The organism is Pseudoduganella rivuli, assembly GCF_009674485.1.
GTDB classification, from domain to species: Bacteria; Pseudomonadota; Gammaproteobacteria; order Burkholderiales; family Burkholderiaceae_D; genus Rugamonas; species Rugamonas rivuli_B.
This window is the reverse complement of sequence record NZ_WKJJ01000005.1, coordinates 47,186-59,756: the sequence shown is the minus strand read 5'-3', so window position 1 is coordinate 59,756 and position 12,571 is coordinate 47,186. Positions and strand designations below refer to the sequence as shown.

12 protein-coding genes are annotated in these 12,571 nt (G+C 62.1%); 7 read left to right on the top strand and 5 right to left on the bottom strand.

All coding sequences use genetic code 11. From position 1 onward, the window contains the following. Positions 1 to 693 carry a hypothetical protein gene (locus GJ700_RS09225; RefSeq protein WP_154372935.1) on the top strand — a complete coding sequence of 231 codons (693 nt, stop codon included), beginning with the start codon at positions 1 to 3 and terminating at the stop codon, positions 691 to 693. 57 nt (positions 694 to 750) lie between these two features. Here GJ700_RS09225 and GJ700_RS09220 read toward each other — a convergent pair whose 3' ends face one another. Next, positions 751 to 1,632, bottom strand: coding sequence for a cupin domain-containing protein (locus GJ700_RS09220; RefSeq protein WP_154372933.1), 882 nt, complete (start codon positions 1,630 to 1,632; stop codon positions 751 to 753). Then, positions 1,625 to 3,391 (bottom strand): GMC oxidoreductase, encoded by a 1,767-nt coding sequence (locus GJ700_RS09215; protein WP_229506898.1) that lies wholly within the window; start codon positions 3,389 to 3,391, stop codon positions 1,625 to 1,627. The genes GJ700_RS09220 and GJ700_RS09215 overlap by 8 nt, the downstream gene beginning before the upstream one ends. A gap of 339 nt (positions 3,392 to 3,730) precedes the next feature. On the opposite strand from GJ700_RS09215, the gene GJ700_RS09210 reads away from it, so the two are divergent. From GJ700_RS09210 to GJ700_RS09185, 6 genes are all read left to right on the top strand, one after another. Continuing rightward, complete coding sequence (locus GJ700_RS09210) at positions 3,731 to 5,362, top strand: acid phosphatase (RefSeq protein WP_371867890.1); 1,632 nt, start codon at positions 3,731 to 3,733, stop codon at positions 5,360 to 5,362. An 85-nt stretch (positions 5,363 to 5,447) separates the two neighbouring features. Next, positions 5,448 to 5,672 carry a hypothetical protein gene (locus tag GJ700_RS09205; protein WP_154372929.1) on the top strand — a complete coding sequence of 75 codons (225 nt, stop codon included), beginning with the start codon at positions 5,448 to 5,450 and terminating at the stop codon, positions 5,670 to 5,672. A gap of 132 nt (positions 5,673 to 5,804) precedes the next feature. Beyond that, positions 5,805 to 7,214, top strand: a complete 1,410-nt coding sequence (gene dbpA / locus GJ700_RS09200; RefSeq protein WP_154372927.1) for an ATP-dependent RNA helicase DbpA — start codon at positions 5,805 to 5,807, stop codon at positions 7,212 to 7,214. 41 nt (positions 7,215 to 7,255) lie between these two features. Beyond that, positions 7,256 to 7,642, top strand: a complete 387-nt coding sequence (locus tag GJ700_RS09195; protein ID WP_154372925.1) for a VOC family protein — start codon at positions 7,256 to 7,258, stop codon at positions 7,640 to 7,642. 321 nt (positions 7,643 to 7,963) lie between these two features. Next, positions 7,964 to 8,245, top strand: coding sequence for a hypothetical protein (locus GJ700_RS09190; protein ID WP_154372923.1), 282 nt, complete (start codon positions 7,964 to 7,966; stop codon positions 8,243 to 8,245). After that, entirely contained in the window at positions 8,229 to 9,224 is a 996-nt protein-coding gene (locus GJ700_RS09185; RefSeq protein WP_154372921.1) for a hypothetical protein, read from the top strand. The genes GJ700_RS09190 and GJ700_RS09185 overlap by 17 nt, the downstream gene beginning before the upstream one ends. A gap of 58 nt (positions 9,225 to 9,282) precedes the next feature. Here the strand turns inward: GJ700_RS09185 and GJ700_RS09180 are convergent, their stop codons facing one another. From GJ700_RS09180 to GJ700_RS09170, 3 genes are all read right to left on the bottom strand, one after another. Then, a complete protein-coding gene (locus GJ700_RS09180) occupies positions 9,283 to 9,681 on the bottom strand; it encodes a hypothetical protein (RefSeq protein ID WP_154372919.1) in 399 nt (132 codons plus the stop codon). Between the two features lie 18 nt (positions 9,682 to 9,699). Continuing rightward, on the bottom strand, positions 9,700 to 10,686 hold the full coding sequence (locus tag GJ700_RS09175; RefSeq protein WP_154372917.1) for a threo-3-hydroxy-L-aspartate ammonia-lyase: 987 nt from the start codon (positions 10,684 to 10,686) through the stop codon (positions 9,700 to 9,702). Positions 10,687 to 10,755: 69 nt separating this feature from the next. Next, positions 10,756 to 12,414 carry an amidase gene (locus GJ700_RS09170; RefSeq protein ID WP_154372915.1) on the bottom strand — a complete coding sequence of 553 codons (1,659 nt, stop codon included), beginning with the start codon at positions 12,412 to 12,414 and terminating at the stop codon, positions 10,756 to 10,758. Positions 12,415 to 12,571: the final 157 nt, after the last annotated feature.

Below are 12,571 nucleotides of genomic sequence, written 5' to 3'. Positions count from 1 at the left end.
ATGGCACAACGACTTCTTTCCCGCTGGGTGACAGCGGTACTGCTTGCCGCCTCCTGCATCGCCGGCACGGCGCACGCGGACCAGCCCTGGCCCGACACCTATGTGCGCCGCGTGCAGGCGCAAGCCCTGCTGCAAACGCTGAACGCCAACATTCTCGCCAGCACCAGCGCCACACTCACGCTGGAAAAATGGTGCGCCGACCACGGCATGGCCGACCAGCCCAAAGTCGTGGCGCGGTTGCAGCGCGGCGCCGACCTGCCTGCCTCACAGGAGCAGCGCGCCCGGCTGGCCGTGTCGCCAGAAACGCCACTCAAATACCGCCGCGTACAACTGTATTGCGGCGAGCACTTGCTGTCGGAAGCGGATAACTGGTACGTGCCCGGCCGGCTGACGGCCGCCATGAACCAGTTGCTGGAACAGACCGATACGCCATTCGGCAAAGTCGTCCTGCCGCTGGCGCCCTACCGCCGCACGTTCGCCGCAACCACCCTGTGGTCGCCGCTGCCGGACCGCTGGGAAAACCTGCCTGCCACCGGCACGAACGGCGCAACGCCGGCCGCCATGGCCATCCCCGCCGCCCTGTTCGAACACCGTGCCGTGCTGTACACGCGCGGGCACGAACCGATCGCGGAAGTGCGGGAAACCTACCAGCGCGGCCTGCTGGATTTTTCACCGCCCGCCACGCCACAGTAAACACGCCCACCACAGAGGAAAGACCGCCGGATCCCGAAGGAACCGGCGGCCCCGGCTTTACAGCCCCCGCTTAGTCAGGCGGTCAATCACATCCGCCTGCCCCGGGAAGCTTTCCTTCAATTGCGCCAACTGCTGCGCCGTCGGCCGCGCCGGATCGGCCGGCTGCCATCCCGGCGCCAGGCTGCAGCCGAACAAGCCATAGCCTCCTTCCAGGATTTCACCGCCAAACCAGCTGCCGTGTGGCGCCACGGCCTGCAGCGCTTGCCCGCGCGACGGATCGGCGCCAACGTCCGTGACCAGGTAGCGCCCGTCGGGTGTGAAGCAGTGCAGGCGGATCGGATTGCCCGCGTGGTAAAACCACTGTTCGTCCTGGTTCAGACTGTGCAGCTGCAATACTTGCGGGTCCTTGAGCAGGTAGTAATTGGTCGAGTAAAGGCGCCGGTCGCCATTGAACCGGTCCGGCAGCGCAAATTTCAGCGTGCCCTCGTCCGCCCGGGCAACCGGCGCAAAATACCCGCCCAGGTCGATCTGCTTCAGGTTCAGCTTTGCGATCCAGTCATCAGCACTGTCCTGCAAGGCAAAGCAGACCGTGATGCCGATGATCTCGCCCGTGCCGGGCTGGCGCAGCAAGCCTTTTTGCGTGACGATCTGCACTTCCCGCATGCCGCCATTGCCATCCGGGACGGTGATACTTTCATGCAGGTTCAGCACGGGCTTCCCGCTGGCCATCACTTGCTGGTCATATTTGACGTGCTCGGCGCGCTGGTCGACCTTGCCGATGATGTCGTCCTTGGTTTGCCCCGTGAGCCGGGCAAAGTTTTCGTTGCACCACAAGAAGGTGGAATTCTTATCCTTGACGCACAGATAAATGCCATCGCATTTATCCATGACATCTTCCACGCTCATCGGTGGCACCGTTTTCAGGATGCTCTCAAGCATGGCCGCCCCCTTTGCGCACCAGCTTGTCCGCCAGATCCTGCGCCAGCGCCACCATGGTCATCGTGGGATTCCACGACCCGCCCTGCGGCCACAGGCCGCCGCCAGTCACATAGACGTTGGCGCTGCCGCGCAGCTTGTAGTCGAGGTCAACCGGCGCATGCTTGTCTTCGCCGATGTACAGCGACGACCCTTCATGCACCAGCCCGGACACACGGCGCTCCGCCACGGCGGGCCGGGCGGAAGCCCACTCGCCGGCGTCCGGGTCGGACGGCGTCGGCTTGCTGGCCCAATACTCCGTCTTGCCCGCCCCCTTGCCCAGCACGCGCTCGAGGATGTCGAAGGTCGCGTTATCCATCGCATCCCAGGTCTGCAGGTCGGCCTGGGTTTCCTGGATTTGCAGCAGCGAGTTCGTGACGGGATTGCCGTCCTGCGGGTTGGCGCGGAACCAGCTCTCGCTGTTGCGGTAATCCAGTTCACCCAGCACCGCGCAGACGAACACCACGTGGTCCGGCGACGTCTTCAACTGCGTCTGCGTGGCGGTGGCCACCACGTCCGGCATGTAGCGCAGCGCCGTGCCGGCGTTTTGCTGCGGGTTCTTGTCCGACAGCGCCGACAACTGGATGTGGAATTGCTGCTTGTAGTCGTCGTTGGCAACGCCGGCCACGTAGCAGGCGCCCAGTTCCAGGTCGCCGAATTCACCGTTCGGGTCCAGCAGCGCTTTCGGTACGCGCGCCACGATGGCGGTAATGAAGTGCGCGGTGAAGCGCTCGCCGACGTTGGGCGCCTGCGGGAAGGAATTGCGCACCAGGGTGGCGGGCGGCAATGTCCCCATGGCCAGGATCAGGTTGGCGCTGCCCAATGGCAGGATGCCGCGCGACGTTTGCAGCGCGGTGGCCACGCCATCCTGTTGCAGGATTTTTTCCACTTCGCAGTGCGTGGCGATATCGATGCAGCCGCCGGCGCTGCCGGCCGCGCCCTGGCGCACGCCGGCCAGCGCCAGCAATTCGCCCGGCGTGGAGAATTTTTGGAAATCAATGCCATCGAGGCTTTCCGCATCGCACGCCAGTGGCGCCGCTTCCGTGCGGTAAACGCCGGGGATCGTCGTGCGCTTTTCTTCCAGCAAGCTCTGCACGGCTTTCTGCAACGCGCCATATACGGGGCGGGTTTTGGCCACGGCTTGCGTCTCGGCGGCGCTGCGATGCTTGTCGACCTCGTCGACTTTCCGCACGCGCAGCAGCTTTTCCGCGCTGGTGAAGTTTTCCCGCGCGGCGCTGATGGTCGCGGCCGGCCAGCCATCCATTTCGTCGCGGTTCGGGCGTGGGCACCAGGCCGACCACAACGTCGAACGGCCGCCGAAGAACGGCACCATGCCGTGCTGCCAGTGGATGTAGCGCTGCTGGTCCGCCGTGCCGGCCACGGTCTTGGTGGACAGGGTCCACGGGAAGGTTTCCGACAGGCCGCCAATGGTATTCTTGAACGGCAGCGGCAAATTCTGGAAGTGTTCGGGCAGGAAGAACGATCCGCGCTCGACGATGAGGATTTTCGCGTCCGGATGCTTTTCGCGGGTGCGCTGCGCGAACGCCAGTGCGCAAAAGCCGGAGCCGACGATCACGTGGTCATAGGGCACGGTTTCGCGCGCCTGCTTCCATCCCGCGTTGGAAAGGAAGAACAAATGATCCATGACTTCCTGGCTGGTGGGCGATTGCGGGCCCGGGGTGGGGAAACCATGTTGCAGTTTGTCCGATGCGGCAGCGCTCATCTTCGTCTCCTGTTGAATTGTCCATTTGGAAGGCCGGCCAAAAGTCCGGTCGAAACAGCGTATTACGCGGCAATTTTTCCAGGCAAACACTTTTTAATCGGCAAAAACCACCTTGCACCGTGGAAGTTTCGATGACAATGCCATACGCCTTGCCGTTAAAACAGCTTGCATGCGGCAATCATTTCAGCACCCAATATTAATTTTTTGAAATTTGTATCCGAATGGCAACGCTATCAATCCAGCATGTAACGTTTTGTAGGGTTTGCATCTCCGCAACAAAATTCCCTTACGCAAGTGTTAAACTTTGCCACTTGTAAAAATTCCTGACAGGAGCTGCGTGTGACCGACAACAACGCACCGGAACGCCCTTCCCGCCGCCGTATTTTCCAGGCCGCCGCCGCCACCGGCATTGCCGCCGCCCTGCCGGCCGCCACGGTCGACGCCAAGCCGGCCGCCAGGCCCGCGTCACTCGACGCCAAGCTGAAGGAACACGTGAAAAACGTGGTGGTGATTTATCTGGAAAACCGCAGCTTCAATAACCTGTTTGCCGATTTCCCCGGCCTCGCGTCGCCGCTGTCCGCACTGAAACCCGAGCAATACCAGCAAAAGGACTATGACGGTTCCGTGCTGCCGGCGCTGCCGAAAGTCTGGGGTGGCATGGTGCCGGACGCACAAACCATCGGCGGCATCAAGTACGAGATCAAGGAAGACGACATCAAGGGCTTGCCGAACGCGCCCTTCAAGTTAAGCACGCCAGACGGCAAACCGCTGCCGGAAGCCGTCATCACGCGCGACCTGTGGCACCTGTTCTACCAGAACCAGATGCAAATCAATGGCGGCAAGAATGACGGCTTCGTCGCGTGGGGCAACACGGGCGGGATGGTGATGGGCCACTATGGCGAGACCCAGAAAAACCTGGGCCTGTACCAGTTGGCGCGCGAGTACACGCTGTGCGACAACTTCTTCATGGCCGCGTTTGGCGGCTCGTACCTGAATCACCAGTTCCTGATCAGCGCCCGCCCCGCCGAATTCCGCAACGCCGCACAAACTGCCGCGAAAAAGAAAATCTGCGTGCTGGCCGACGGTCCGACCGGCACCCGCCTGGCGATCGCGCCGGACAGCCCGACATCCGCGCTGGACGGCAAGCCTGTCTACGTCAACGATGGCTCGATTTCGCCGGATGGCTACGTCATCAACACCATGGCGCCACCGTACCAGCCCAGCTGGATCAAGCCGGCGCCCGGCGGCGATCCGAACCTGGCCAGCTCCGACGAAGCGTATTACCAGCCGCCGCAAAGCTATGACACGATCGGCGACTTGCTGTCCGCCAAAGGCGTCAGCTGGGCCTGGTATGGCGCCGGCATGCAGGCGGCGCTGGACGCCAGGGGCGGCGGTCCGAAACCGAATTTCCAGTACCACCATCAGCCGTTCAATTACTTCACGCAATTCGCGCCGGGCACCCGCGCCCGCGCCCAGCACTTGCGCGATGGCGGCCTCGGCGACAGTCCAATGTCGAATCACTTCCTGGCCGACGTGGTGGCGGGCAAGCTGCCGGCCGTGACGTTCTACAAGCCGCAGGGCAACCTGAACTTGCACGCCGGCTATTCGGACATCGAATCCGGCGACCAGCACGTGACCAACGTCATCGCCCACCTGCAAAAGTCGCCGCAATGGAAAGACATGGTGGTGGTCATCACCTTCGATGAAAACGGCGGCTGGTGGGACCACGTGGCGCCGCCGAAAGGCGACCGCTGGGGGCCGGGCTCGCGCGTTCCCGCCATCATTGTGTCGCCGCACGCGAAAAAAGGCGTGGTCGACCACAGTTTTTACGACACCACGTCGATCCTGCGCTTCATCTCGCGCCTGCATGGCTTGCCGCTGCTCGAGGGCATCAAGGTGCGCAATGAAGCGTTCGCGGCGCGCGGTGCGTTGCCGCCTGGCGACCTGACCGGCGCGCTGAGCTTTCGCTGAGCTATGACGTTATAGCCGCATGTGATACACTCCAAGCCGCTTTAAATTGCCAAGCCCGACTCTCGCAGCCGGGCTTTTGTTTTGAATGAGAGATAAAAAAGACAACGCGACGATAGACTTGCCGGGCTTCGCCCCGGCCGCGCCGATGGAGCCGGAGCCGAAACGCCCGCCGCCACCGCGTGTGCGCCGCGCTGCCATGAAACAGGTGCAGCTCGAACTGCTGGAAGAGACCGACACCACTGGTTTGCCAGTGTGGAAGCGCGGCGACGACCTGGATTTGACCGGATTGCCGGTCTGGAAAAAAGACTGAGCCTGCGCACCGGCCACCGTCGCCGATCAGCAACCTCATGTTCCCGCTACGGGAATTCACCTTGCCGTCCACGCCGCAAACGCGGCACACTGAACGGCGCCGCCCACTACAACCGCCGCCTCTGACCATACTATGTCCACCGCCTTCCATACCCTGCCCCTGTCTTCCGCGTTTATCGCCAACCTCGATGTGCTGGGCTACAAGCACATGACGCCGATCCAGGCGGAAACGCTGCCGGCCGTGCTGGAAGGCCGTGACTTGCTGGCGCAGGCCGCCACCGGCAGCGGCAAGACCGCCGCGTTCGGTATCGGCATGCTGACCAAGCTGAACCCCGCCTGGTTCGCCACACAAGGCCTGGTGCTGTGCCCCACGCGCGAACTGGCCGACCAGGTGGCCAATGAACTGCGTCGCCTGGCGCGCGGCGTGGGCAACGTCAAGGTGCTGGTGCTGACGGGCGGTATGCCGATGCGTCCGCAAATCGCCTCGCTGGAACACGGCGCGCACATCGTGGTGGGGACGCCGGGCCGCATCCGCGACCACATCAGCCGCCAGACCATCGACCTGTCGACGGTCGGCACGCTGGTGCTGGACGAGGCGGACCGCATGACGGACATGGGCTTCTACGATGAAATCGCCGGCATCGTGTCGGCCTGCCCGAAACGCCGCCAGACCCTGCTGTTCTCCGCCACCTACCCCGACGATATCCGCGCCGCCACCGAACCGTTCCTGGCCGATCCGGTCGAAGTCATCATCGAAGCGCAGCACGACAACAGCAAGATCGAACAGCGCTTCTATGAAGTGGATTACGACGACCGCGACAAGGCCGTCGGCCGCCTGCTCAAGCATTTCAATCCCGCGTCCGCGATCGCCTTCTGCAATACCAAGGTGCATTGCCGCGAACTGGTGGAATCGCTGCGTAACGATGGCTTTACGGCGCTGGCGCTGTACGGCGAACTGGAGCAGCGTGAACGCGATGAAATCCTCGTGCTGTTCTCCAACCGCAGCGCCACCGTGCTGGTGGCCACCGACGTGGCCGCGCGCGGCCTCGACATTGCCAACCTGGAAGCCGTGATCAACGTCGACGTGTCGAAAGACACGGAAGTGCACATCCACCGCATCGGCCGCACGGGACGCGGCGACGAACAGGGGCTGGCGCTTTCGCTGTGCGCGCCGAATGAAAAGAAATGGGTCAAGCTGATCGAGGAATACCAGGGCGCGCCCGTGGAATGGCACGACCTCGGCGCCTTGCCGGACAATGAAGATTCGGTGGCCGATCCGGCGCCGATGATGACCCTGTGCATCCTGGCCGGCAAAAAAGACAAGCTGCGTCCGGGCGACGTGCTGGGCGCGCTGACGGGCGATGGCGGCTTGAGCAAGGAACAGGTCGGCAAGATCAGCGTGCAGGAATTCATGACCTACGTGGCGCTGGACCGCCGCGTGGCGTGGGACGCGTTTGGCCGCCTGACGCAGGGCAGCCGCGAAGGCGCCGACTTCGGCAGTTTCAAAGGCCGCAACTTCAAGATGCGCTTCATCGAAGTCTAAATCTGCTACAGTGGCCGCATCACATCTGACTGGAGAGCGGCATGCGTATCGGTCTGGCGGGCATCATGGTGGACAACCAGGACAAGGCGCTGGCCTTTTATACTGGCGTGCTGGGCTTCACGGTCAAGAACGATATCCCGATGGGCCAGTTCCGCTGGTTGACGGTGACGTCGCCGGAAGGCGCGGAAGGCGTGGAACTGGTGCTGGAACCGATCGGTTTTCCACCCGCCCACGCTTACCAGACAGCCTTGTTCGCGGCCGGCATTCCCGCCACGGCCTTCCTCACCCATGACATCCACGGCGAATACCGGCGCCTGAAAGAACTGGGTGTCGTATTCCGGGGCGAGCCCAGCAACTTGGGGCCGATTATCGGCGTGATGTTCGAAGATACCTGCGGCAACCTGATCAATCTGGTACAGCCTAGCTGAGCCACTCCCCATCCTCGTCTTCCGCCGCCAGGAAAACACCACCGGTCTGGACAGATCCCAGACAGCGCAATAACCGCCGTTACCCCCTGCCTTTTTGCATTGATCGGCGTGCGCCGTCGCCTATACCCTTCCCGGCATCGGCAATATTCCGCCGAAAATAAATCCCTCCATTTTGCAAGCCATCCATGGTTCACTATTAATATTCACATCTCCCGCATTGATACTCATCAATTCATTCAACTCATCAAAAAACAACAAACCGGTTGACATATTAAATTGAGTTGACGCAGACTTATCAATACCACAACCCTGGAGATAATAATGAAGAATCGCATTAAAGAACTGGATGACTTGATATTTTATTCAATCGATAAAGCCTCGCCTTATGCACTGGCACAGAATCCGATGGACAATACGCTGGACAAAATAAGCGATCTAACGCTTGCTCAGCTCAGCATATTACCGCAAGGGGCGGCGATTATGTGGCTTTGGATTAATGCGCATTCGGGAAAATATCACGCCAAGCCGGTGCCCGCCACTATTGCCGGCAAAGTCGAAACTGTTAAACAAGTCATCGAGGCAGTGTATGCGACAATTCCCTGACCGCTCTCCAAACGCCTGCAGTAAATACCTGCTGGGAATCGCGCTAGCGGCGGGAAGCATTGCCTTGACGGCGCCAGCCCACGCCCAATTGACCCTGAGCGCCGACAGCGAGCCCACGGACAAGCCGTGGAAAATGCCGGCAACAATCGCCTATACGCGTAACGGCGACGGCTCATCCTTTACAACCATCGACGCCTACCTGAAATACAATGGCATACTCAAGACCAAAGGCGATGATAATTTTGCAAGCAGCGGCTCGTGGTCGGTCGCCGGTTTTATCCATAAGGATAATACCGCCGACGCACCGCGAAATGACCGCGGCGTGGTCTTGGGATACAGCCGCCTTCTTGTTTTTGATTATCCCAATAATTTCCCGGTAATGAGTACGACCTGGAATGCAAAAGTCTCAGTGGGGAAAAGCCTGCAGCAGGTAACAGATACGCCTGTTCCCATATTTACGGACCGCAATAAGGATCGTGAACAACTCTATGTAACGGGTTTTTTGCAGCCCGCCAAGCAGGATTCGCCCCATCACACCGCTTCCTCCACGACAAAGTCAGCTCCCAGGCAAATGGATATGTACTTTCTATGGGAAACAGGCCTGTATTCGGATCACGCGTCCGGGGGGAATGGCAAAGGAACCGGCCGCCTGAATGGGGCACGGGGAAAACTTGAATGGAATGTCTTCCCGCTTGGGATCATTGCTGCCGACAACAAGGTGGGGGCATATGGCGTCGCGCCTGTTATTACGTTGAGCGCCCAGGTGCAGCACGATCTTTCTGCCAGCGGCACGCGCAAGAAAGATACCTATCGCCTGTATGCGGCCTCGCTGACACTGGAATTCGAAACGATCGTCGCTGACGGCAGTGTGGGCAGAGTCACCCCTTCCCTCAACTTCACACGCAGTGTGGGCGCGGATTTGTTGACGGGACGTGCGTACGAAGGCAAGACGGAAATCGCGCTGGGCTTTACTTTCTAGCCCTGGTGCCCCGGCGCAGGCAGGCGTTACAGCGAGCGCGCCGGGGCAGCACCCGCCATCACCCAAACAGTCCGCGCGAGTTCAGCAGCGTATAAATGATTTCCGGCTTGCGCTTCATGCAGCGCCGGATCGCGGCGGGAATCGCTTCCCGCGTCTTGCGGCACAAGCCCTTTTGCTCGGCCAGCTCGATGGTCAGGCCCATCACCGTGCGCACTTCATTGTCGCCAGGCTCGATGGTCAGCACGATCCCCAGTTGCTGCTGCAGGCGGGCAGAGATGCGCAGCAATTCCTCGTACGTTTCCACGGCTTCGATCCGCTCGCACAGGCGCTTTTCCTCTTCCTTCGTCAGGCGCAGGATGGTGCAATCGGCGCCCGGCGTTTCCAGCAAGTCGTCGCGCTGGCACACGCACGCGCCGGGCGGGCATTCTTTGCGGATGGGGAAAGGCAAGTCCGGCATGGCCCACCTCGTCGTGCATTACGCGCTGAGCAGCGCGCAAAACCGTTCCATGTCGACGTTGCCGCCGCTGATAACGATGCCGACTTTTTTGCCCCGCAATTCGTCGCGCCGGGCACGGGCGGCGGCAAACGCGAGGCAGCCGGTCGGCTCCGCGACGATTTTCATGCGCGCGGCAAAGAAGCGCATGGCGTCGACCAGTTCCGCATCGGACGCGGTCACGATGTCATCCACGTCGCGCCGGATGATGTCGAACGTGATATTGCCCAGGTGCTGGGTTTGCGCACCATCGGCAATCGTGCCAGGCGTATCGATGTGTACGATACTGCCGCTCCTGAACGAGCGCTGGCCATCGTTGCCCGCTTCCGGCTCCACGCCGATGATGCGGCAACCCGGCGACAGCTTGCGCGCGGCCAGCGCTGAGCCTGACAGCAGGCCGCCACCGCCCAGCGGCACGAACAGGTAATCCAAGGCTCCCGCTTCGTCGATCAATTCCTTGACGGCCGTGCCCTGCCCCGCAATCACGTCCGGATGGTCGTACGGCGGAATCAAGGTCATGCCCTGTTGTTCCGCCAGCCCGCGGCCGATCGCTTCGCGGTCTTCCGTGTAGCGGTTGTACAGCACGACCTTGCCGCCGTAGCCCCTGGTGGCCGCGACCTTGGCGGCCGGTGCATCTTCCGGCATGACGATGGTGGCGGGAATGCCCAGCAGGCGCGCCGACAAAGCAATCGCCTGCGCATGGTTGCCGGACGAGAAAGCCACGACGCCGGCCCGGCGCTGCGGTTCCGTAAAGCGCGCCAGCGCGTTATAGGCGCCGCGGAACTTAAAGGCGCCCATGCGCTGCAGGTTTTCACATTTGAAGAACAGTTGCGCGCCGACGTCGTCGTCGGCCATACGGGATGTCAGCACCGGGGTGCGGTGGGCATGGCCTTCGATCCGTTGTGCGGCGGCCGCCACATCGTCATAGTCAGGCAGTGAATCAGGCAGTGAATCAGGCAGTGTCGGCATGGCATCCTTTACAAGAACTGTGCCAATGCAGCATAAGCCAAGGCTGCCGCCTTCGTCAAACCTGCGAGGTCACGCCATCCCCGGTGAAATGGTGGCGGGAAATTGCGGCGCCTTGCGGTGGTGCGTTGCCTGCTCAAACGCATACGCCATGCCGATCAGGCTGGCGTCGCTATAGGGCGCGCCCACCAGCGACAACCCCACCGGCAAGCCATGCACATAACCGGCCGGAACCGTGATGTGCGGATAGCCGGCCACAGCGGCGGGCGACGAAAAACTCATGCCGGAATTGTCGCCGGAGATAAAATCCGTCAGCCATGCAATGCTGCCGGTCGGCGCCACCAGCCCGTCCAGCTGGTGTTCGGCCAGCACCTGGTCAATGCCTTCATCGCGCGCATAGCGGTGGTTGTGCGCCAGCGCATCACGGTAGGCCTGTTCGTCCAATCCCCCTTTCGCCTGCGCCCGTTCCAGGTAATCCTGGCCGAAGTACGGCATTTCCTGCGCGCTGTTGCGGCGGTTGAATTCAATCACGGCCGCCATGTCCTGCACGGCGGCGTCCGGCGCATATTGTTTCAGGTACGACGCCAGCCCCGCCTTGAACTCATACAGCAGCACGTCCACTTCGGTTTCGTCGTAACGGCTGGTGTTGGGCACCTGCACGTCGATCAGGATGGCGCCCTGCGCCTGCAACACTTGCAGCGCGCTGTTGATTTGCGCATCGATGTCGGCCCGGTGGCCAAAGAAATTGCGCGCCACGCCGAGCCGCTTGCCCCGCAGCGCCCCCGTATCGAGCGCCTGCGCATAATCGCAGGTGCGGCCCCGGCAACTTTCCGTGACCGGGTCGTCCGGATCGCAGCCAACCATGGCGGTCAGCATCAGCGCCGCATCGGCCACGCTGCGCGCCATCGGACCGGCCGTATCCTGCGCCTGCGCGATAGGGATGATGCCGCTGCGGCTGACCAGCCCCAGCGTGGGCTTGATGCCCACCAGCCCGCAAATGGACGCGGGCGACACGATGGAACCATCGGTCTCCGTGCCCACGGCAATGGTGGCCAGCGCGGCCGCCACGGCGGCGGCGGAGCCGGAACTGGACCCGCTGCAATTGCGGTCCAGCGCATACGGGTTGCGCGTCAGGCCGCCCCGGGCGCTCCAGCCGCTGACCGATTGCGACGAGCGCATGTTGGCCCATTCCGACAAATTGGTCTTACCCAGGATAACGGCGCCGGCCGCCCGCAGGCGCGCCACCAGGCACGCGTCGCGCGCCGCCTTCACGCCGGCCAGCGCCAGCGACCCTGCCGTGGTGCACATGCGGTCGCCGGTGGCGATATTGTCCTTGATGAGCACGGGAATGCCGTGCAGCGGTCCCCGCACTTTGCGATGCAATCGCTCACGGTCCATGTCCAGCGCGATTTTCAGTGCTTCGGGATTGAGTTCGATCACGGCATTGAGGCGGGGACCGGATTTGTCCACGCTTTTAATGCGCGCCAGGTATTGCGACGTCAGCGCATGCGACGTCAGCTTGTGCGCGGCCATCAATTCCTGCTGCGCCATGATGCCGGCATCGAGGATGCCGGGTTTGTACATCGACGCCGGCGTCGCTGCCACGGCAGCGGGCGCGGGCGATGCCGCCGGGTGTGACGGCTGCGGGGGTAATTGCGCCGCGTCGGTGCGCGGCAGACCGGCGGCGGCGCCAGCCGCCAACCCCATCCGGACAAAGTCCCTACGATCCATGCCAGCTCCAGGCCTGGTGCATCACGGGGCCATTGCCCCGTCGCATCCGCAGCCCGTTTATCACTCTGTCAAAGACACCAGAGGTTGCTCAGCAGTACCGTGCGGCGGTTTTTATGTTAGTTGATGCACAATTTATCGGCTCAATTTCGACAACCTT

Coding starts and splice junctions, on each gene's coding strand:
- GJ700_RS09215 (WP_229506898.1), bottom strand. CDS start 3,391: ATGAGCGCTGCCGCATCGGACAAACTGCAACATGGTTTCCCCACCCCG.
- GJ700_RS09225 (WP_154372935.1), top strand. CDS start 1: ATGGCACAACGACTTCTTTCCCGCTGGGTGACAGCGGTACTGCTTGCC.
- GJ700_RS09190 (WP_154372923.1), top strand. CDS start 7,964: ATGAAGAATCGCATTAAAGAACTGGATGACTTGATATTTTATTCAATC.
- GJ700_RS09220 (WP_154372933.1), bottom strand. CDS start 1,632: ATGCTTGAGAGCATCCTGAAAACGGTGCCACCGATGAGCGTGGAAGAT.
- dbpA (WP_154372927.1), top strand. CDS start 5,805: ATGTCCACCGCCTTCCATACCCTGCCCCTGTCTTCCGCGTTTATCGCC.
- GJ700_RS09170 (WP_154372915.1), bottom strand. CDS start 12,414: ATGGATCGTAGGGACTTTGTCCGGATGGGGTTGGCGGCTGGCGCCGCC.
- GJ700_RS09180 (WP_154372919.1), bottom strand. CDS start 9,681: ATGCCGGACTTGCCTTTCCCCATCCGCAAAGAATGCCCGCCCGGCGCG.
- GJ700_RS09205 (WP_154372929.1), top strand. CDS start 5,448: ATGAGAGATAAAAAAGACAACGCGACGATAGACTTGCCGGGCTTCGCC.
- GJ700_RS09175 (WP_154372917.1), bottom strand. CDS start 10,686: ATGCCGACACTGCCTGATTCACTGCCTGATTCACTGCCTGACTATGAC.
- GJ700_RS09185 (WP_154372921.1), top strand. CDS start 8,229: ATGCGACAATTCCCTGACCGCTCTCCAAACGCCTGCAGTAAATACCTG.
- GJ700_RS09195 (WP_154372925.1), top strand. CDS start 7,256: ATGCGTATCGGTCTGGCGGGCATCATGGTGGACAACCAGGACAAGGCG.